This is a genomic window from Micromonospora sp. NPDC048930, from assembly GCF_043197935.1.
Classification (GTDB): domain Bacteria; phylum Actinomycetota; class Actinomycetes; order Mycobacteriales; family Micromonosporaceae; genus Micromonospora.
Genome location: NZ_JBICUB010000001.1, coordinates 216,821 through 235,780, shown reverse-complemented (window position 1 = coordinate 235,780; position 18,960 = coordinate 216,821). Strand labels below are relative to the sequence as shown.

Here is an 18,960-nt window from a genome sequence, read left to right as displayed (position 1 = left end):
CGTCCCCGGAGAGGCCCATGTCACCGGTCCCACCGCGCCGCCACCCCGCCCGCCGTACACTCCGCCGCCTGCTCGCCACCCTCGCCTCGCTGCTCGTGGCGACCGCGCTGGTCGCCCCGCCGTCCCCGGCCCGCGCGGCCGACCCGCTGCTGTCGCAGGGGCGGCCGACCACCGCGTCGTCCACCGAGAACGCCGGCACCCCGGCCGCGAACGCCACCGACGGCAACACCGGCACCCGCTGGTCCAGCGCCTTCGCCGATCCACAGTGGCTCCAGGTGGACCTCGGCGCCACCGCCACCGTCTCCCGGGTCACCCTGGTCTGGGAGGCCGCGTACGCGCGGGCGTACCAGATCCAGACCTCTGCCGACGGCGTCACCTGGACCACCGTCTGGTCCACCACCACCGGTGACGGCGGCACCGACGACCTCACGGTCAACGGCACCGGTCGGTACGTGCGGATGTACGGCACCGCCCGGGGCACCGCCTACGGCTACTCGCTCTGGGAGTTCCAGGTCTACGGCAGCAGCGGCGGCAGCGGCTGCGACACCGCCACCAACGCCGCGCAGGGCCGGCCGGCCACCGCCTCCTCCACCGAGAACGCCGGTACCCCGGCGAGCGCGGCGGTCGACGGCAGCCTGAGCACCCGCTGGTCCAGCGCGGCCAGTGACCCGCAGTGGCTCCAGGTCGACCTGGGCAGCGTCCGGACCCTGTGCCGGGTGGTGCTGACCTGGGAAACCGCGTACGCCAAGGCGTACCAGATCCAGACCTCGACCGACGGCACCGCCTGGACCACCGTCTCCGCCACCACCACGGGTGACGGCGGCACCGACACCCTCACCGTCAGCGGCAGCGGCCGGTACGTGCGGATGTACGGCACCGTCCGGGCCACCGGCTGGGGGTACTCACTCTGGGAGTTCGCCGTGCACACCTCCGGCGGAGGGGGGCTCCCGGGCGGCGGCCCGCTCGGGCCCAACGTGATCACCTTCGACCCGTCGATGTCGGCCGCCACCATCCAGAGCCAGCTCGACACGGTCTTCCGGACCCAGGAGTCGAACCAGTTCGGCACCCAGCGGTACGCCCTGATGTTCAAGCCGGGCGACTACTCCGGCATCAACGCCCAGATCGGCTTCTACACCTCGATCATGGGCCTCGGCCGGAACCCGGGCGACGTGCGCATCCACGGCGACGTCACCGTCGACGCGGGCTGGTTCAACGGCAACGCCACCCAGAACTTCTGGCGCTCGGCCGCCAACCTGCAGATCTTCCCGTCCGCCGGGTTCACCCGCTGGGCGGTGTCCCAGGCCGCGCCGTTCCGTCGGATGGACATCCAGGGCGACCTGAACCTGGCCCCGAACGGGTACGGCTGGGCCAGCGGCGGGTACATCGCCGACAGCCGGGTCACCGGCGTCGTGCAGCCGTACTCGCAGCAGCAGTGGTACACCCGGGACAGCAACGTCGGCGGCTACCTCAACGCGGTCTGGAACGTGACCAACTCCGGGGTGGTCGGGGCGCCGGCCACCAGCTTCCCCAACCCGCCCTACACCACCCTGGCGCAGACCCCGGTCAGCCGCGACATCCCGTACCTCTACCTCGATGCGTCCGGCGCCTACCAGGTCTTCGTGCCGTCCACCCGGACCAACGCGTCCGGCGCGTCCTGGCTGGGCGGCGCCACCCCGGGCACGTCGATCCCGCTGAGCCAGTTCTACGTGGCGCACCCGGGTGACTCGGCCGCCACCATCAACGCGGCCCTGGCCCAGGGGCTGCACCTGCTGTTCACCCCCGGGATCTACCCGGTGGGCGAGACGATCACCGTCAACCGCCCGGGCACCGTCGTCCTCGGCATCGGCTTCCCGACGCTGATCCCGCAGAACGGCGTCACCGCCATGACGGTCGCCGACGTGGACGGGGTGCGGCTGGCCGGCATGCTCTTCGACGCCGGGCCGATCAACTCGCCGGTGCTGCTCCAGGTCGGCCCGGCCGGCTCCACCGCCGGCCATGCCGCCAACCCGACCTCCATCCAGGACGTCTTCTTCCGGATCGGCGGCGCGGGCGCCGGCAAGGCGACCACCAGCCTGGTGGTCAACCAGCACGACGCCCTGATCGACCACATCTGGGCCTGGCGGGCCGACCACGGCACCGGCGTCGGGTGGACCGTGAACACCGCCGACACCGGCGTGATCGTCAACGGCAACAACGTCACCGCGCTCGGCCTGTTCGTCGAGCACTACCAGAAGTACGAGGTGATCTGGAACGGCAACAACGGCCGGACCATCTTCTTCCAGAACGAGCTGCCCTACGACCCGCCGAGCGCATCGGCCTGGATGAACGGGTCGATGGTCGGCTACGCCGCGTTCAAGGTGGCGAACGCGGTCACCTCGTTCGAGGGGTGGGGGATGGGCAGCTACTGCTACTTCAACGTCGACCCGACCATCGCCGCGTACCACGGGTTCGAGGCGCCGACCACGGCCGGCGTACGGTTCCACGACCTGCTCACCGTGTCGCTGGGCGGCAACGGGTCGATCACCCACGTCATCAACGACACCGGCGGCACCGCGCAGGGCACCGACACCGTGCCGGTGAACCTGGTCAGCTATCCGTGACCCGGCCGGGCGGCGGCGCGCCCCGCGTGCCGCCGCCCGCGCCCGTCAGTCCGGCCGCTCACGCCTCGTCCGCCTCCGGCGGCCACGGTGGTTCGCCGGTCCCGGTGATCCGGACCCCGCCCCAGGGGTCGACCTCGGCGAGCCGGCCGCGGGTGGTCCGGTGGCCGACGCGTACCTCCACGTCGCGGCGGCCGGACCGGAGCAGCCGGACGATCCGGGGCTCCGGCGCGATCCGCCCGGCCCAGTGGTAGCGGCCGTCGACCGGCTCCCAGCGGCCGGTCACGTGCAGCCGCACCTCGGTGTCGGCGATCCACGCCGGACCGTGCCAGCTCATCGGACGATCCGCTCGTGCGCGCGGGTCAGCTCCGGGGCCAGGTCGGCGCCGCGCCGGACGCCCTCGATGCCGCTCCACAGCAGGGTGGTCAGGTAGTCGGTGAGCGCGGCCCGGCGGATCGGCTGGCCGTGCGCGGTCCACCAGTCGCCGACCGCCTGCACGAAGCCGACCAGGCCGTACGCCCACGGCTCGGCGGGGCCGGCGTCGAGGCCGAGGGCGCGCAACCGGTCGCCGATCACCCGGGCCAGTCCGGCGGCCACCTGCCGACTGGTGCCGGCGACGACCTGGTGGATGCCGGGATGGCCGGCCTGGTGCATGAGGAACCGGTAGAGCGTCGGCTCCGACTCGATGATCCCGAGGTACGCGTCGATCGTCGCCTCGACCAGGGCGCGCTCCTCGCGGACCCGCTCGATGGCGGGGGCGATGGTGTCGACGACCCGGGCCGCCACCACCTCGCTGACCGCGAGCCACAGTTGCGACTTGTCGGCGAAGTAGCGGTAGAGGACCGGCTTGGTCACCCCCGCCGTGGCCGCCACCTGGTCCATGTCGACCTGCGGCCCGTGCCGGAGCAGTGCCTGCACGGCGGCGCCGATCAGCTCCTGCCGCCGCTGTTCGCGGTGGGCCGCCCAGCGGTCCCGCCGGCCGGGGCGCCGGTCCGCGGCCGGCTCCGGCGGGGTGTCGGCTCCATTGACATCGGTGGAGGTGCGCTGCATGCTACCACTCGTAACAGTTACCCGAAGTTACGTCAACAGGGGAGGGGTCATGGACAGCGGCTTCGCGCGCGAGGCGGTCGCCACCCGGCTGCTCACCGCCTCGGTGCGCACCAGCTACGACCCCACCGTCGAGATCGACTGGACGGCGCCGCACCGGCCCGGGGCCTACTGGCTGCCGCCGGAGCGCAGCAGCCTCTACGGCACCGGGATCTGGGAGCGGCTGAGCGAGGAGCAGCGGATCGAGCTGACCAAGCACGAGGTGGCCAGCGCGGCCAGCGCCGGGATCTGGTTCGAGACGATCCTCATGCAGTTGCTGATCCGGCACTACTACGACGCCGACCCGACCAGCCGGCACGCCCAGTACGCGCTCACCGAGGTCGCCGACGAGTGCCGGCACTCCATCATGTTCGGCCGGCTCATCGAGGCGACCGGCTGCCCGGTCTACCGGGCCGACCCGGTCGACCACCTCCTCGGCCGGTGGCTCAAGACCACCGCCACCGGCCCGCAGATGTACGCGGCCATCCTCATCGCCGAGGAGATCCTCGACGCGTTCCAGCGGGAGATCATGGCCGACGATTCGCTCCAGCCGCTGATCCGGATGGTGTCCCGGATCCACGTGGTGGAGGAGGCCCGGCACGTGCGCTTCGCCCGGGACGAGCTGACCCGCCAGGTCGAGGCCGCCGGCCCGCTCGCCCTCGGCTACGCGCGGCTGGTCATCGGCCGCGCGGCGTACTCGATCACCCGCCGCCTGGTCCACCCGCGGGCGTACGCGGCGGTCGGCATCCCGCCCGCGGCCGGCCGGGCGGCGGCCCGGGCGAACCCGCACTGGCGGGCGACCCTGCGCTGGTCCGCGCAGCGGGTGCTCGACCACCTGGCCGGCCTGGGCCTGGTCTCCGGGCCCGGCCGGCTGCTCTGGGCGCGGGCCGGCCTGCTCGACCGATGACGGCGACCGGCGGCGACCCACCCGGGGTGGGCCGCCGCCGGCGCCGGTTCAGCTGGTGGGGAAGTTGTCCGGGGTACGGATCCGGTTGCGCATGAAGTTCCCCGACTCGGTCAGCACCGCGGTGCCGGCGTACGTGCCGCCGGCGCAGGTGCCCGGCTTGAACGCGGCGCTGCCCTCGCTGGCGTCGGAGTACGTCCAGTTCGCGTAGCTGATCTTCAGCCGGTCGAGCAGGTCGAGCCAGGCGGTGCTGCTGGCCGTGTCGACCGCGCCGTCACCGGTGTAGCTGACCGTGCCGAACTCGGTGACGAACAGCGGGATCCGGGACGCGGCGCGCTGCACCTCATTGCGGTAGTTGTCCTTGTGCGACGCGGCGTAGAAGTGGAACGTGTACATGATGTTGTCGGCCCGGACCGGGTTGTTCACGATCTCGTCGGAGTTGCCGCCCTCCGAGACGCCCAGCGAGGACCAGCCGCGGGTGCCGACGATCACCACGGCGTCGGGGTCGTTGGCCCGGATCACCGGGATGACCTGCTCGGCGTAGTTCCTGATGGTCGACCAGCTCACGCCGTTGGGTTCGTTGGTGATCTCGTAGATCACGTTCTTCTTGGCGGCGTTGCGGGCCGAGACCGCGGCGAAGAAGGTCTTCGCCCGGTCCAGGTTGTACATCGGGTCGCCCGGCGTCAGGGTGTGGAAGTCGATCAGGGCGTACAGGCCGCGCGCCTCCGCCTTGTCCACCAGCGTGTTCACCTGGTTGGTGAAGCCGGTGGGGTTGGTCTCGTAGCCCTGCTCCTGCACGTACATCGAGATGCGGAAGAGGTCGGCCTGCCAGTCGTTGGCCAGGGCGTCCAGGGAGGCGTCGTTGTAGCAGTTGGCGAACCACTGCAACCCGTGGCTGCTCATGCCGCGCAGCTGGATCGGCCGCCCGTACTGGTTGCAGAGGTTGACCCCGCAGACCCGCAGCTGACCGTTGATCGCCACCGGCGTGGTGCCGGCGGGCGGCGGGGTGGTCGGCGGGGGCGTGGTCGGCGGCGGGGTCGTCGGCGGCGGCGTGCTGGGCGGGGGAGTGGTGGTCGGCGGCGGGGTGGTGGGGGTGGTCCCGCCGGTGCAGGTCGTGCCGTTGAGGGTGAACGAGGTCGGGGACGGGTTGGCGGTGGTCCACGAGCCGTTGAACCCGATGGTGGTGCTCGCGCCGGTGGCCAGCGCGCCGTTGTAGCTCAGGCTCTGCGCGGTGACCGCGCTGCCGCTCTGCTGCCAGGTCGCCGACCAGCCCTGCGTGACGCGCTGGCCGGAGTTCGGGAAGGTGAAGCCCAGCGTCCAGGCGTTCACCGGATCGCCCAGGTTACTGATGCTGACCGTGGCGGTGAACCCGCCCTGCCAGGAACTGGTGGTGTACGTGACGGCGCAGCCGGTCGCCGCCATCGCGTTCGTCATCGGCAGCACGGCCGTCGCGGCCAGGGCGAGCGCACCGACGACGCCGCCCACGAGCAGGCTGCGCCGGGGCGGGCGGGGAATCGAGGTCATGCGGGGTCGTCCCATCTGGTGGGTGGTGGTGAGTGGACGGTGCCCGTCGCGGACTCGCCCGGAAAGTCCGACGCGGCAACCTCGGGAGCGCTCCCACGGGAAGGGTAGAGGGCCGTGGCGTCCAGTGCAACCTGTCGATGTCGCGTCGCCACCGACGACGGCCGTCGCCGAAGGCGATCAGCGGATCCGGCGCTCCCCGTACAGGCCCAGCGCGTTGCAGACGTCGAACACGCCCGGGACGTCCCAGGCGAGCTCGCCCGCCGCCTGGCGGGCGCCCCGGTCGGCGACCGTCCCGGTCAGGATCACCACCCGGTTCTGCACGCTGATCGCGATCCGCTGCCGGCGCGTGGTCCAGTCGATGCTCAGCCGTTGTGCCACGAGGGCGGCGAGCCGGACGTCCTCGGCGTCCGGTTCCGGCCCGCCCCCGGTGAACGGGAACTCGGGGTACGGCCAGGACATCACCACGGGGGCTCCTTCGACGGCGGGTGGGCCGGTCCGGCGCCTACGGCCGGACGGCAGGGGGTCGGTGCGGACGGGATCGGGGCACCCGCGGCTCCGCCGAGCCGCTCAGCGCCCGCGCGCGGCTGTCGAACACCGGGAACACCCCGTCCAGTCGCATGGTGTGCAGCGCCGTCAGCACGAACCGGGACGGCGCCACCAGGCACAGCCGCCGGCCGCGCTGCCGGGCGTCGCGGTGCGCGCGGACGAGCAGCCCGAGCCCGGGCGGGTCGATCACCTCGACCTCGGTCAGGTCGACCAGTTCGCGGTCGCCGACGACCACCGTCTCGGCGAGGGACCGGCGCACCGCCTCGACCAGGTCCGGCTCCCGGCCCGCCGGGTCGTCGCCGACCTCGTCCAGGTAGTCGACGCCGAGTCCGCCGTCGTCGGCTTCGGCCGGGACGCTGCACCGGGGGCAGTGGTGCGGTCCGGAGGCGAAGGGCGAGCCCACCCAGTCGTTCTCGAACACCAGCGTCCAGACCACCTCGGCGTCGGGCAGGGTGGACCCGGCCCCGGTGACCGTGGCGCCGCAGCCGTCGCAGATGAGGGTCATCAACTGGTCCGCCGGTACGACCGTCACGACCACTCCTTCCGCCCCGCGGCCGGCCCGGCCGGCGGGCCCTCCGGCACCCCGGGCGGGCGCGCCGACCCGTCCGGGTCCGGCCGGCCGGCCGTCGCCAGCGCCAGCCCGACGGCCACGGCGGCGAACCCGGACTGCACGACCAGCGGCAGCACCGCCGGCCGCGTCCCGTCGCCGCCGACGAGACCGACGACGATGGCGCCAAGCAGGGCGGCGGCCACCCCGAGCGCGAGGGTCAGCCAGACCGGGGCGGCCGTCCGGCCCGGTACGACGACGCGGCCGAGCGCGCCGACGACGAGCCCGACGACGAGCGCGCCCACGAGCGTGGTCCCGTTCACGGCTCCTCCCTCAGTGGTGGGTGGCGACCCGGGTCCGGTTCGCCCACCACTGTCCGCAGCGATCGTGGAGGTCGTCCCGCAGTTGTGTGACAGTTGTGTGACAAAAGGTCGCAGCGGCTGACACGGTTGGGTGACCTGGGGTCGGCCGGGGATGATGCCAACATGACGGCCGTACTGGTGATCGAGGACGACGACCGCATCCGGCTCGCGCTGCTGCTCGCCATCGAGGAGGAGGGTTACACGGCGTACGGGGCGGGGACCGCCGAGGAAGGGCTGCGGCGGCAGCGGGAGACCCCGGCCGACTACGTGCTGATCGACCTGATGCTGCCCGGCATCGACGGCTTCGAGTGCATCCGGCAGCTGCGCCGCGACGACGACGTCCCGATCGTGGTGGTCAGCGCCCGGGACGACACCCACGACATCGTCGCCGCGCTGGAGGCCGGCGCGGACGACTACCTGGTCAAGCCGGTGGCGATCAAGGAGCTCTCGGCCCGGCTGCGGGCGCTGCGCCGGCGGGGTCGCGCCACCACCGTCCCCGCTCAGGTCTTCGGCGAGCTGGAGATCAGCCCGGAGGCCGGCGAGGTACGTCGCGCCGGCCGGCCGGTCGCGGTGACCCGCACCGAGTTCCGGTTGCTGTGCGAGCTGGCCGATCACGCGGGACGGGTGCTGTCCCGGCAGCAGCTGCTGCGCCGGGTCTGGGGGTACGACACCGGCGACGAGCGCCTGGTCGACGTGCACGTCGGCCGCCTCCGGCAGAAGATCGAGCCGGACCCGGCCAACCCCCGTCACCTGGTCACCCTGCGCGGCCTCGGCTACAAGCTGCAACGATGACCCGGCTCGGACTCCGCGCGCGGGTCACCGCGGCCTTCGCCGTCGGCGCGTTGCTGCTCGCCGCGTCGATGGCGCTCTTCTCGTACGACCTGACCCGCCGCTCCCTGCTCGACGAGCGGGAACGCGCCGCCGTCCGGGCCGCCTACTACGACGCCGCCGTCGTCCGCTCCGGGCTGGACACCGAGACGCCGGACGTGGTCGCCGTGCTCCGGTCCCTGGACACCGGCAGCAGCCGGCGCCCCCTGCTGCACCTGCCCGACGGCTGGTACGCCCGCAACGCCGAGGTCGGCGGCGCCGCCGTGCCGGCCGAGCTGCAACGCCTGGTCCACGCCGGGCAGCCGGGCGTGCAGCGGGTCCGGATCGACGGGCAGCCGATCCTGCTGGTCGGCATCCCGCTCGCCGCCGGGGTGGGCTACTACGAGTTGACCTCCCTGCGGGAGGTCGAGGAGACGTTCCAGGTGGTGGGCCTGGCACTGACCGCGGTCGCCATCATGGTCGCCGGGGCCGGCGCGGCGCTCGGCTGGTACGCCACCCGGCACAGCGTGCGTCCGCTGACCGCGGTCGCGGACGCGGCGGAGCGGATCGCCGCGGGAGACTTCACCACCCGGCTGGACCCCACCACCGACCCGGACCTGACCCGGCTCTCCAGCTCGTTCAACCACATGGTCGACCAGTTGGCCCGCCGCATCGAGCAGGACCGCCGGTTCGCCGCCGACGTCAGCCACGAGCTGCGCTCGCCGCTGCAGACCCTCGCCGCCGCGGCCAGCGTGCTGACCCGCCGCCGGGCGCATCAGGACGAGCGCACCGCGACCGCCGCCGGCCTGGTGGCCGACGAGGTGGCCCGGTTCCAACGCCTGGTCGACGACCTGATCCAGCTCGCCCGCACCGAGCAGCCCGCGCAGCGGGAGACCGTGGACATAGGGTTGCTGGCGCGGGAGGCGTGCCGGGCCCGCGCGCTGCCCGAGCGCCTCGTCCAGGTGCCCGCCGGCACCCTGACCGAGTGGCGCGTCGATCGGCGGCGGGTCGAGCAGATCCTGTTGAACCTGCTGGACAACGCGGTCCGCTACGGCGGCGGGCCGGTCGCCGTACGGCTGTCGCTGCGCGACGGCGCGGTCGGGGTGATCGACGTCGACGACGACGGCCCGGGCGTGCCCGACGCCGACCGGGAGGTCATCTTCGACCGCTTCGTCCGGGGCCGCGCCGCGCACGCCCGCGCCGGCACCGACGGCACCGGCCTCGGGCTGGCCCTGGTCGCCCAGCACGCCGCCGCGCACGGTGGCCGGGCGACCGTCGTCGACCGCGCGCGGGGCGCCCGGTTCCGGGTCGAGCTGGCGGAGGTGCGGTGATGCGCCGCCGTCTCGCGCCGGTCCTGCTCGTGGTGCTGCTCGGCGGCTGCGGCGTACCGGTCGACGACGCGCCACGGCCGGTGTCGGCCCCGCCCGGCTCGTTCCCCACCGCGGTGGGGACGGCGAGCACCGATCCCGACGGCCGCGTCGACGAGACCCTCTGCTTCGTCCGCGGCGACGGGCTGGAGGCCGTCACCCGCCGGGTCGACGGCGTCTCCGGCGTCGACACGCACCTGCAGCATCTGCTCGCCGGACCGCACGACGCGGAGCGGGAGCGCGGCCTGGCCACCGCCCTGCCGGGCACGATCACCGTCGCCGGGGCCACCGCCGCCGGCACCGTGGCGACCGTCGACGTACGGGAGGCCGGCGAGGAGACCGGCCGCAGCGACGAGGTGCTCGCCTTCGGGCAGATCGTCTGCACGCTGACCCAGCGCGCGGACGTCGACAGCGTCGCGTTCCGGCGGGACGGCCAGCCGTTGGAGGTGCCCCGGGCGGACGGCTCCCTCTCCGCGCTGCCGCTGACCGCCGCCGACTACCGACCGCTGCTGCGGCGCTGACCCGCCCGTGACCGTTCAGCCCTGGGGCGGGGCGGCGGTGCCGGAACCGGTCGCCCGCCGGATGTCGAGCAGATGGTGCTCACCCTCGTGGACCGTGTGCTGCCCGAGCCAGAGCAGCGTCCGGGCCTGCCGTCGCGGCCAGGGGTAGACGCCGGTGCGGGCCAGCTGCGCGGGGTCGAGCCCGGCGAACCGGGCCGCGAGGTCGTCGGCGGCCGTGGTCAGGTCGGCGAGCACGATCGCCGGCTCCTGCTCGTTGTACCGCTCCTCGACGGCGCGTTCGTCGCGCCCCATCGGGACGAACTCCGGGCCGTCGACCGTGAGCGCCAGGGCGAGCCGGTCGCCCTGGACACGGAGCACGTCCCGGACGTGGCAGGTGTATTCCAGCGGGGACCACACTCCCTCGGCCGGCCGCCGGCGCGGGTCGGCGACCTCGGCCAGCGCGGCCGTGAACCGCGCGCCCAGCGGACGCAACAGATTGGGAAGCGCCTCGGCCGACACGGCGGCATAGACGAACCCACACTCGTCGCACCGTTCCACGGGGGGAGCGTACGCCGTCGCTCCCCGGTCCGAGGACCGCCTGTTGTGGCGGCCGTCGCACCCGAACCGGGCGCGTTCAGCGCTCTATTGTCCGACTATGGGCGAGTTATCCATCAGCCGTTCGGTTGAATATCCGGCAGCCTTTGGTCTAGGGTGACTGGCACGACCGGTGCTGGGAGGCACCCGTTCTCCCCGGACAGGAAGGGCAGCATGACCACGACGACCATCGCGCCGACGACGACCACCGATGTGCACCGCGCCGCGGTGACCGGCGAGGAGTCCCGCGCCAGCGAGCTGATCGCCGCCCTGTCCGCGCTGCCCGAGGGGCACCCGGACCGTCCGGCGCTGCGCAACCAGGTCATCGAGGCGTGGCTGCCGCTGGCCAACCACCTCGCCGCCCGCTACAGCGGCCGGGGTGAGCCGACCGGCGACCTGGCCCAGACCGCGGCGCTCGGCCTGATCAAGGCCGTGGACCGGTTCGACGCCGCCCGCGGCGTGGACTTCGCCGGCTTCGCGATCCCGACCATCCTCGGCGAGATCAAGCGCCACTTCCGCGACCGCACCTGGAACATCCGGGTCCCGCGTCGCCTCCAGGAGCTGCGGCTGCGCATCTCGGAGGCGAACAGCACCCTCACCCAGACGCTCCACCGGGCGCCGACCGTCGCGGACATCGCCACCCACCTCGACCTCACCGAGGAAGAGGTCCTCGAGGGTCTGGAAGGCGCCCGCGCCTACAACGCCGTGTCGCTGTCCACCCCGATCGGTGACGGCGACAGCGCCACCGAGCTGGGCGACACCCTCGGCACCGAGGACAGCGAGTACGAGCTGGCCGAGCTGCGGGCCTCGCTCGGCCCGGCCCTGGCGACGCTGGACGAGCGGGAGCAGAAGATCCTCACCCTGCGCTTCTACGGCAACCTGACGCAGAGCGAGATCGCCGCCCGGGTCGGCGTGTCCCAGATGCACGTCTCTCGGCTGCTCGCCCGCGCGCTGACCAAGCTGCGCGGCCAGCTCACCGAGGCCTGACCGCCACCGACCCACGCACCGCCACCCGGCTCCCCCCGGTGGCGGTGCGTCTCTTTCCGGGGTGGTCCGGTCGGCCCGCGCGGGCCGACCGGACCACCGTGCGGATCAGGCCACCACGGACCGCAGCGGCACCTGCGCCTCCCGCAGGGCGCGGAGCAGGTCACCGAGGAAGGGGTGCTCGTCGATCTGACGGCCCTCCGGGTTGGGGATCACCAGATACGCGGAACCGTCCGCGGTGGACACCCGGGCCCCGCCGGTGAACCCCGCCACGACCGCCCGGGTCCGGGCCAGGTCGTCGGCGGCCACCTCGATGGTGATCGGCCGCCACCCGCCGCCAAGGTCCGCGGGGACCGGCGCCGCCGCCGCGGCCGCCCGGGCTGCGGGGACCTCCGCCGTCCGTGGCGCGGCGGTCCGCGCGTCCGTGCCGGCCGTCGGCAGCAGCAGCGCGTTCGCCACCAGGTGCAACCCGTTCTCGTTGTACGCCCGGAACAGCGGGTTGAACGCGAACAGCACCGCCCGACCCGTGCCGGTCGGCTCGTCGACCAGCGCGACGGTTCCCTTGAGCACGTCCCCGTGCACCGTGTAGCCGTTGGCCCAGAAGGTGTCGTCCGACGGATAGCTGAGCACGTTCGTGCCGGTGGTGCTCGGGGTCAGGATCGAGTCGCTGTTGTTGAACTCGAAGTCCTCCGCTGGGCGGCCGAGCGCGACCAGGCTGTCGTGGTCGACGTCCACCCGCAGGTGCGAGCCGATCACCTGGTACCCGGTCGGCTTCGGCTTCTCCAAGGTGGAGGTGAGCCCGGCCGCGCGCGCCATCCGGGTGCCCTCGTTGCGCAGCCCGATGTAGGTGTGGCCCTGGGCGATCCAGTTCCGCAGGTTGGCCTGGCCGGCGGCGGTCAGGCCGCCGGTCGCGCTGCTGCCGTCCGGCACCAGGAGTACCGTCCGGTCGGTGAAGGCGGGGGTGTTGTCGTTGATGTCGGTGGTGGTCACCGGCGTGAGGTCGAGCCCCCACCGCCGGCCGAGCACGTATCGGGCCTCGCCGTGGGAGCCGGAGGTGGTGGAGATCCCGGTGCCCTGGAACAGTCCCACGTCCGGCCGGGCCAACGGGCTCCCGGCGGCGGCCATGTCGCTCGGCGTCAGGGTGACCCCGAGGGACGCGGCGAGGTCGTCGACCTCCCGGGTCAGGCTGGTCGCCGGCAGGCCGACCACACCGGTCGCCAGGTCGCGTACCAGCGGTACGCCCCGGCCGAGCAGTCGGAAGGTGAACTCGGCCGCGGCGGCGGAGTCCAGCGGGTACGCGTACGAGCCGGTCGCCGGGGCCGCAGCGGTCCGGCCGCCCTCGATCCGCTGGACCGGCCGGGCCGCGGGCCGGACGTCGTCTCCGGTGTAGAGGGTCGCCACTCCCATCAGCAGCGGGTTGCTCCAGGAGGAGACGTCGTAGAAGTAGGGGAACGGGACGTACGGGTCCTCGCCGAGGATCGCCTGGATCCAGTGCTTCTGCGGCTGGTCCATCGGGATCCAGTAGGCGCCGGCCGGCACCGTGACGTCGGTGGCGGTCCGCCCGCCGAAGATCCGCGCGGTCGGCACCCGGGTCGGCTCGCGCACCTCGTACACCTCGACGTCCATCCGGCGCAGCCGCTCGACGAGCTGCCGTACGTCGGCGAGCTGCCGGTCCGGCAGCAGGAAGTACGACCGGATCGACAGGTCGGGCACCGGGAACTGGACCGAGTTGGTGGGCTGGACCACCTCGTTCGGCTCCAGGGCGCCCGCCCGGCCCTCGGCCAGCGCGTCCGTCCAGATCCGGTAGTAGTCGGTGAGCAGCTCGTGCTTGTTCGCCGCGGCCCAGCCCAGGGTCGACCACTGGGTGTGGAACTGCTGCTGCACCCGGTCGGCGACCGCGGAGGCGCTGCCCTTCTCGAACGTCATGCCGGCGGCGCCGAAGCCGGCGGCCGGGACGGTGTCGCCGTACCCCATGAAGAAGAGGTCGTACGTCGCGTAGTTGAAGTAGCACTCGGTGGTGACGGCCCCGCCGCAGGCGCCGTTGTAGCCGAAGCCGGCCTTGTTGGCCTCGCCGATCCGGTTGATCCAGTCGACCGTCTCGCCGGCGATCTCGTGGTGGATCGGGTCGGCGTTGGGCGGGAAGAAGTACTGCCGGCCGCCCATCTCGTGCGCGTCGATGAAGACCTGCGGCGGGTAGCGCCGCATCAGTTCGACCTTGCCGTCGGTCTCCTGCTGGGTGCGGGCGAACCAGTCCCGGTTCATGTCGAAGCCGAACTCGTTCTGCCGCCGGCTCGCGTCCCGACCGTCCGGGTTCTGGGTCGGCACGATCACGGTGACCAGGTTGTCGTTGCGCCGGGCGACCTCGCAGGACAGGCCGGCGGCCAGCTCGTACAGGGTCTTCAGGGCCGCGTCGGTGCCGCTCTTCTCGCCGCCGTGCACGTTCGCCGTCACCCAGACGATGGCCGGGCTGTCGGTGGCGGTCCCGGCGGCCCTGGCCGCCGGGGTCCGGCGGGGATCGCGCAGGCCGCGGAGGTCGTCGGCGATCGTCCGGAGCGTCACCGGCCGGACGTGGTCCGGGTTCGAGACGATCGCGTACGGCAGGGGTTGGCCGAGCACGCTGGTCGCCATGACACCGGTGACCACCCGGTCGGAGGCGGCGTCGACCGCGCCGAGGTAGGTGCGGACCTCCTCGTTGGTGACCACCCGCTGCTGGCCGACGCCGAGCGGGAAGCCGAGCACGCGCTCGGGCGTGGGCACTGTGCCGAGGTGGGCGGTGGGATCGTCGACGCAGGTGGCGGACCCGGGGGTCGCCGCCGCGGGCGAACCGGCCAGCAGGGGCGTCATACCGGTCAGGAGGACGACGGCCACCGCTCCCGCCAGTCGCTTCGTGGGGACTGTCCAGAACGGACGTTTCGCTGAGGCCATGGGTTCTTTTCCCTTCCCGGGAAAGGCACAAGGTTGCCGGAGCCTATGACCAGCACTTTCACCCGGTCAAGATTCGTCCGGTGATCGATGGCCGCGATCATCCCGTCGACCGTCGTGATCGGACGGAGACCCGGGTTCCGGCGGAGGGCTCAGCCGGAGGGACGAGGCGGGACGAGCCCCGAGGCACTTGATCTTCGCCGACTTCTGTGGTAATATGTCCGTTTGCGACTGGTAGCGTGGCGCCGCCCCCGGCGGTGATCCCGCGCCGTCCCGGAGGGCCCTCATCGGCCGCGCCAACCCCGGCCCGGCCGGCTCCCGGAGAGGACCAGTCGCATGTCCGAGACGCCCACCCTCGAAGCCCGCATCCGGCACTTCTTCGCCGCCTTCTCCCCGGCCGCCGGGGCGGCGGACGGCTTCGGCGAGCTGTTCGCCGATCCGTTCCTGCTGGCCGACGAGGCCGGCGCCCGGCCGGTGCCCCGGGCCGCCTTCCTCGCCGCCCTGCCCCGCCGAACGCAACTGTTCGCCGACGCCGGGCTCGGCCCCGCGACGTTGACCGACCTCAGCTACCAGCGCCTCGACGACCGGTACGTGCTGGCCCGTACCGAGTGGGACGCCCCGCGGCGGGACGGCGGCGCGCCGGTCCGGTTGGCGTCGTCGTACCTGCTCCACGACGACGCCGGCCGGTTCCGCGTCGTGCTCTACCTCAACCACCAGGGCCTGCCGGCGGCCTGAGCCTCTTCGGCCGCCGCGGTGGTCGTCAGCACCAGCCGTTGACCGGGCCGCTCACTCCGGTCCACAGGTACGCGTCGGTGACCCAGGTGCCGTCGGTCAGCCGGTTCCACAGGGACGTGGTGCCCCACCGGCCGGTGTGGGTGGTGCCGTTCGCCGAGCAGGCGACGCTCACCGTGGCCCCGTCCGCGACCGAGCCGACGATCGCGTAGCCGGTCCCCGGGCCGGAGCGCTTGTTGACCGTCCCGCCGCCGTTGGCGTCGACGACGCCCTGGGTGAGGCCGAGCGCGCCGTGGTTGTAGAGGGCGCCGCCGACGTTGACCTGCGCCGAGCCGTGCAGGGCGTAGCCCTGGTAGGTGGCGCCGCCGCTCATCACCACCCACTTGCCGAGGTTGTGGCCGGCGATCGGCACGTACGCGCTGTTCTGCCGCAGGGCGAAGTGCACGTGGCGGCCGCTGGCCGCGCCGCCGCAGGTGACGTCGGTGCCGGTGTCCCCGAGGTAGGCGCCCTCGCCCACGCCCGCGCCGTTGACGCTGATGCTGTTCCACAGGTGGTAGTAGTCCGTGGCGTAGCCCCGGTCGTGGATCACCCGGATCCACCCCCGGCACATGGTGTACGCGGTCCCGCCGCGTGCGGCCAGCACCCGCTGGTCCCCGCCGGACAGGTCGACGGAGCTCCACGGCGTGTCGCTGCCCGCCCAGCCGTGCGGCCCGCCGGTGAGGTACCACGACTGGCCGACCGCGAACGGCAGGCGCATGCCGGTGCGGTAGTCGCCCCCGGCGTACATCGGGCTCGGTGACGTGAAGACCCGCTTCTCGGTGGGGGACACCACCGGGGCGGGGGCGGTCGCGGCGAGGCCGGTGAAGGCCGGCTCGCCGTCGAACGCGATCTGCCAACCGGACCGGTCGCGGTGGGCGACGAACAGCCAACCGGCCGGGTACCGCCCCTCCTGGGCCGGGGCGACGACGACGGCCGTGCCGAACGCCCAGGCCTTGCCGTCGCGGCGGGTGACCGTGATCCGGGTGTCGTCCGCGCCGGCGCTGCGCAGTCCGGCGTCGGTGGCGCTCGCCCGGTCGAGCAGCCGGGTGGTCACCGCCGCGGTGAGGTCGCCGGCCCCCGCGGGCGCGGCCTGGGCGGTGGTGGGGTTGGTGAGCAGGGAAGCGGCGACCAGCGCTACCGCGCAGGCCCATCCTCGGACGCGACTCATGGGCACCCCGTCTCCGTTGCATCGACAAGCATCATTGCCGGTCGTGCCGGAAGATTATCGATCGCCCGGGTGGTTGTCCACGCCCGGAGCCACTGTGGGATACGACGAGATCCCGCCGGATCACGGCCGACCGACGCGGCGCGGCCCGACGGGTGAGGTCACCCGCCGGGCCACGTGGCGGCCCGCCGTGCGGCCGGCTCACCAGGACGACGGGGCAGGCGGCGGCACCACCGGCGGACGGTCGTCGCAGGTGATCGTGTTGGGCAGCAGCCAGGGGGCGAGCCAGCCGCCGTCGTTGCCACCGAGGTCGGTCAGGTGGAACTCGGAGCCCGCCGGGGTGAAGTGGAACGAGCCGCAGTTGTTCACCCCCACCGCGCCGACGTTGCGGGCGTCGACGTCGGCGAAGGAGGCCGATCCGGCGGTCCGGGCGCTCACCACCGACGTGCCGGTGCCGTCGACGCGGATGTCCCGGAAGTGGACGTTGCTGATCGAGACCGTGTCCTTCACCGGCCAGTCGCTGACCAGCATGATCGCGTTGTACGTGTTGTCGAGGAAGGCGTCGCCGACGACCTGGATGTCCGCGTCGATGCTGCGGTCCAGCGCGTAGAACCAGATCGCGCCGAGACCGATGTTCCAGTTCAGCTCGTACCCGCCGGCTCGGACCGTGGTGTTGTCGGTGATCCACAGGTGGCCGGTGAACGGCTCGGCGCCGAACCGGGAGCCGACCTGGACGGCGCTGCCCTCCCGGACGGGATCGGCGACCAGGTTGGCCGAGATCGTGTTGTCGGTGCCGCCGTACAGGGCGATGCCGTTGGCCAGCACCGGCGACTGCACGGTGTTGTGGTCGAACGTGTTGTCCGCGTTGCCGGTGCCCTCCGACCACATGGCCAGGCCGTCGTCGCCGGTGTTGCGGACGAAGGTGTGCGACACGGCGGAGTGCGTGACGCCGGTGTGGAAGTTGAGGCCGTCGGCGATCTGGTCGGCGATCACCGTGTGCGTGACCCGCAGGTCGGTCATCGGCCCGTCGAACCACATGCCGACCTTCGTGTGGTGCAGGTAGAGGCCGTCGATGGTGGAGTGGCTCAGCGCCCCGCCGATCGCGTTGACCTGGTCGGTGTCGATCCGTTCCCGCACGTCGCCCTCGATGGCGAAGTCGGCGAGGTGGACGTTGCTGCTGCCGCCCTCGGCGGCGTCGCGGCCGTAGAAGCCGACGCCGGTGTGCACCGAGCCGTCGGGGGCCGGGGTGTCCAGGGCGATCTCGCGTCCCCGGACGATCGTGTACCAGCTGCCGCCGCCCACGATGGTCACGTCGTCGACGACGATGTGCCGGTTCACCTGGTAGACCCCCGGCGGCAGGTAGAGCGGGCGGTGGGCCTGCCGGGCGTACCCGACCGCCCGGTCGAAGGCGTCGGCGGACTCCCGCCGGCCGGTCGGGTCGGCGCCGAAGGCCAGCACGTTGACCGCGCCGGGCACCACGCGCGGCGGGCCGACGAGCTGCGAATCGAGCAGGTCGATGACCGTCCAGGCGGCGCCGCTGCCGGCCGGAGCGGTCAGCCGCACCACCTCGCCGGCCCGGTACGTCCGGCCCAGCAGCAGGCGCTGCTCGTCGTAGAAGTGGTGCGGCCGGAAGGGCTTGGTGATGGTCGGCGCCGGGGTGGTGGCGGCCGGCACGCAGGAGCATTCGGTGATCCACCAGTCGGGGTGGAGCAGCCCGGCGTCCGGGTCGTTGGTGAACGGGTACTGGTTGTAGAGCCAGCCGTACCGGGAGGTCAGGGTCATGGTCCGGGTGGGTCCACGGCCGACGGTGACGTGCAGCGGCGCGGTGATGCCGCCGCCACCGGGAGCGTCGGGGATGCTGTACCGGACGGTGATCGCGTTGGCGGTCGCCGGCAGGGTGAACTCGACGTACTGGCCGGGGGTGAGGCGGACGGCCCGGCGGCCGGAGGCCTCGCCGGCGAGGGTGTAGGCGGCGCGGTCCGGGCCGATGACCACGCCCGTCGTCCGGGCGTGTTCGGCCTCCTGTTCGACGAAGTCCACGTCGGCGCCGCGGCCGGTGACCAGCGCCGGGTCGAGGCCGGCCCGGGTGACCACCGGGGCGGGGCCGGCGGGGGCCGGGCCCGCGGCCGCCGCGACGCTCCCGGCGGGTACGGCGAGGGCGACGGCGCTCGCCGCCGCGACGATCCGGGCTGTCAGCACGTGCCGGCGTCGACCCGCCGGGCCGTCGTCCATGCTCCGCTGCATCGGGTTACCCACTCTCGGGGATGGGGGACGGTGGTGGTGC

At 73.2% G+C, this 18,960-nt stretch carries 17 protein-coding genes; 7 read left to right on the top strand and 10 right to left on the bottom strand.

The features are described from left to right. Positions 1–17 precede the first annotated feature (17 nt). Positions 18–2,600, top strand: coding sequence for a discoidin domain-containing protein (locus ACGFI9_RS01170; RefSeq protein WP_393173553.1), 2,583 nt, complete (start codon positions 18–20; stop codon positions 2,598–2,600). A 58-nt stretch (positions 2,601–2,658) separates the two neighbouring features. On the opposite strand, the gene ACGFI9_RS01165 is transcribed toward ACGFI9_RS01170, so the two are convergent. Together ACGFI9_RS01165 and ACGFI9_RS01160 are read right to left on the bottom strand one after the other, a co-directional pair. Continuing rightward, positions 2,659–2,934, bottom strand: coding sequence for a DUF4873 domain-containing protein (locus tag ACGFI9_RS01165; RefSeq protein ID WP_393173550.1), 276 nt, complete (start codon positions 2,932–2,934; stop codon positions 2,659–2,661). Next, the gene (locus ACGFI9_RS01160; protein ID WP_393173548.1) at positions 2,931–3,647 is read right to left on the bottom strand and encodes a TetR family transcriptional regulator; all 717 of its coding nucleotides are present in this window, start codon (positions 3,645–3,647) and stop codon (positions 2,931–2,933) included. The genes ACGFI9_RS01165 and ACGFI9_RS01160 overlap by 4 nt, the downstream gene beginning before the upstream one ends. 49 nt (positions 3,648–3,696) lie before the next feature. Here ACGFI9_RS01160 and ACGFI9_RS01155 point away from each other — a divergent pair, with 49 nt between their 5' ends. Then, a complete protein-coding gene (locus tag ACGFI9_RS01155; protein ID WP_393173546.1) occupies positions 3,697–4,590 on the top strand; it encodes a diiron oxygenase in 894 nt (297 codons plus the stop codon). Positions 4,591–4,638: 48 nt separating this feature from the next. Here ACGFI9_RS01155 and ACGFI9_RS01150 read toward each other — a convergent pair whose 3' ends face one another. From ACGFI9_RS01150 to ACGFI9_RS01135, 4 genes are all read right to left on the bottom strand, one after another. Then, the gene (locus tag ACGFI9_RS01150; RefSeq protein WP_393173544.1) at positions 4,639–6,111 is read right to left on the bottom strand and encodes a cellulase family glycosylhydrolase; all 1,473 of its coding nucleotides are present in this window, start codon (positions 6,109–6,111) and stop codon (positions 4,639–4,641) included. 177 nt (positions 6,112–6,288) lie between these two features. Then, on the bottom strand, positions 6,289–6,576 hold the full coding sequence (locus ACGFI9_RS01145; RefSeq protein ID WP_393173542.1) for a BON domain-containing protein: 288 nt from the start codon (positions 6,574–6,576) through the stop codon (positions 6,289–6,291). Positions 6,577–6,613: 37 nt separating this feature from the next. Then, positions 6,614–7,189: an STAS domain-containing protein gene (locus ACGFI9_RS01140; protein WP_393173540.1), complete on the bottom strand. Its 576-nt coding sequence runs from the start codon at positions 7,187–7,189 to the stop codon at positions 6,614–6,616. Beyond that, positions 7,186–7,527 carry a hypothetical protein gene (locus ACGFI9_RS01135; protein WP_393173538.1) on the bottom strand — a complete coding sequence of 114 codons (342 nt, stop codon included), beginning with the start codon at positions 7,525–7,527 and terminating at the stop codon, positions 7,186–7,188. The genes ACGFI9_RS01140 and ACGFI9_RS01135 overlap by 4 nt, the downstream gene beginning before the upstream one ends. Positions 7,528–7,689: 162 nt before the next feature. Between ACGFI9_RS01135 and ACGFI9_RS01130 the strand changes: the two genes are divergently transcribed. Genes ACGFI9_RS01130 through ACGFI9_RS01120 form a run of 3 tightly spaced genes read left to right on the top strand, consistent with a single transcriptional unit; the run spans position 7,690 to position 10,261 of the window. Further along, the gene (locus ACGFI9_RS01130) at positions 7,690–8,358 is read left to right on the top strand and encodes a response regulator transcription factor (RefSeq protein ID WP_393173536.1); all 669 of its coding nucleotides are present in this window, start codon (positions 7,690–7,692) and stop codon (positions 8,356–8,358) included. Continuing rightward, entirely contained in the window at positions 8,355–9,704 is a 1,350-nt protein-coding gene (locus tag ACGFI9_RS01125) for an ATP-binding protein (RefSeq protein WP_393173534.1), read from the top strand. The genes ACGFI9_RS01130 and ACGFI9_RS01125 overlap by 4 nt, the downstream gene beginning before the upstream one ends. After that, positions 9,704–10,261 carry a GerMN domain-containing protein gene (locus tag ACGFI9_RS01120; RefSeq protein ID WP_393173532.1) on the top strand — a complete coding sequence of 186 codons (558 nt, stop codon included), beginning with the start codon at positions 9,704–9,706 and terminating at the stop codon, positions 10,259–10,261. The genes ACGFI9_RS01125 and ACGFI9_RS01120 overlap by 1 nt, the downstream gene beginning before the upstream one ends. 15 nt (positions 10,262–10,276) lie before the next feature. Here ACGFI9_RS01120 and ACGFI9_RS01115 read toward each other — a convergent pair whose 3' ends face one another. Continuing rightward, positions 10,277–10,798: a DinB family protein gene (locus tag ACGFI9_RS01115; RefSeq protein WP_393173530.1), complete on the bottom strand. Its 522-nt coding sequence runs from the start codon at positions 10,796–10,798 to the stop codon at positions 10,277–10,279. A 210-nt stretch (positions 10,799–11,008) separates the two neighbouring features. Here ACGFI9_RS01115 and ACGFI9_RS01110 point away from each other — a divergent pair, with 210 nt between their 5' ends. Then, positions 11,009–11,821 carry a SigB/SigF/SigG family RNA polymerase sigma factor gene (locus tag ACGFI9_RS01110; protein ID WP_393173528.1) on the top strand — a complete coding sequence of 271 codons (813 nt, stop codon included), beginning with the start codon at positions 11,009–11,011 and terminating at the stop codon, positions 11,819–11,821. A gap of 105 nt (positions 11,822–11,926) precedes the next feature. On the opposite strand, the gene ACGFI9_RS01105 is transcribed toward ACGFI9_RS01110, so the two are convergent. Continuing rightward, a complete protein-coding gene (locus tag ACGFI9_RS01105) occupies positions 11,927–14,686 on the bottom strand; it encodes a M14 family zinc carboxypeptidase (protein ID WP_393173526.1) in 2,760 nt (919 codons plus the stop codon). Between the two features lie 390 nt (positions 14,687–15,076). Between ACGFI9_RS01105 and ACGFI9_RS01100 the strand changes: the two genes are divergently transcribed. Next, complete coding sequence (locus ACGFI9_RS01100) at positions 15,077–15,475, top strand: hypothetical protein (protein ID WP_393173524.1); 399 nt, start codon at positions 15,077–15,079, stop codon at positions 15,473–15,475. Positions 15,476–15,500: 25 nt separating this feature from the next. Here ACGFI9_RS01100 and ACGFI9_RS01095 read toward each other — a convergent pair whose 3' ends face one another. Both ACGFI9_RS01095 and ACGFI9_RS01090 read right to left on the bottom strand, forming a co-directional pair. After that, a complete protein-coding gene (locus ACGFI9_RS01095) occupies positions 15,501–16,679 on the bottom strand; it encodes a peptidase M23 (RefSeq protein ID WP_393173522.1) in 1,179 nt (392 codons plus the stop codon). Between the two features lie 198 nt (positions 16,680–16,877). Then, positions 16,878–18,920: a glycosyl hydrolase family 28-related protein gene (locus tag ACGFI9_RS01090; RefSeq protein WP_393173520.1), complete on the bottom strand. Its 2,043-nt coding sequence runs from the start codon at positions 18,918–18,920 to the stop codon at positions 16,878–16,880. Positions 18,921–18,960 lie beyond the last annotated feature (40 nt).

What these genes read in the sequence shown, in the direction of transcription:
- ACGFI9_RS01110 (WP_393173528.1), top strand. Translation starts at nt 11,009, where the DNA reads ATGACCACGACGACCATCGCGCCGACGACGACCACCGATGTGCACCGC.
- ACGFI9_RS01150 (WP_393173544.1), bottom strand. Translation starts at nt 6,111, where the DNA reads ATGACCTCGATTCCCCGCCCGCCCCGGCGCAGCCTGCTCGTGGGCGGC.
- ACGFI9_RS01100 (WP_393173524.1), top strand. Translation starts at nt 15,077, where the DNA reads ATGTCCGAGACGCCCACCCTCGAAGCCCGCATCCGGCACTTCTTCGCC.
- ACGFI9_RS01160 (WP_393173548.1), bottom strand. Translation starts at nt 3,647, where the DNA reads ATGCAGCGCACCTCCACCGATGTCAATGGAGCCGACACCCCGCCGGAG.
- ACGFI9_RS01130 (WP_393173536.1), top strand. Translation starts at nt 7,690, where the DNA reads ATGACGGCCGTACTGGTGATCGAGGACGACGACCGCATCCGGCTCGCG.
- ACGFI9_RS01165 (WP_393173550.1), bottom strand. Translation starts at nt 2,934, where the DNA reads ATGAGCTGGCACGGTCCGGCGTGGATCGCCGACACCGAGGTGCGGCTG.
- ACGFI9_RS01120 (WP_393173532.1), top strand. Translation starts at nt 9,704, where the DNA reads ATGCGCCGCCGTCTCGCGCCGGTCCTGCTCGTGGTGCTGCTCGGCGGC.
- ACGFI9_RS01125 (WP_393173534.1), top strand. Translation starts at nt 8,355, where the DNA reads ATGACCCGGCTCGGACTCCGCGCGCGGGTCACCGCGGCCTTCGCCGTC.
- ACGFI9_RS01095 (WP_393173522.1), bottom strand. Translation starts at nt 16,679, where the DNA reads ATGAGTCGCGTCCGAGGATGGGCCTGCGCGGTAGCGCTGGTCGCCGCT.
- ACGFI9_RS01170 (WP_393173553.1), top strand. Translation starts at nt 18, where the DNA reads ATGTCACCGGTCCCACCGCGCCGCCACCCCGCCCGCCGTACACTCCGC.
- ACGFI9_RS01155 (WP_393173546.1), top strand. Translation starts at nt 3,697, where the DNA reads ATGGACAGCGGCTTCGCGCGCGAGGCGGTCGCCACCCGGCTGCTCACC.
- ACGFI9_RS01090 (WP_393173520.1), bottom strand. Translation starts at nt 18,920, where the DNA reads ATGCAGCGGAGCATGGACGACGGCCCGGCGGGTCGACGCCGGCACGTG.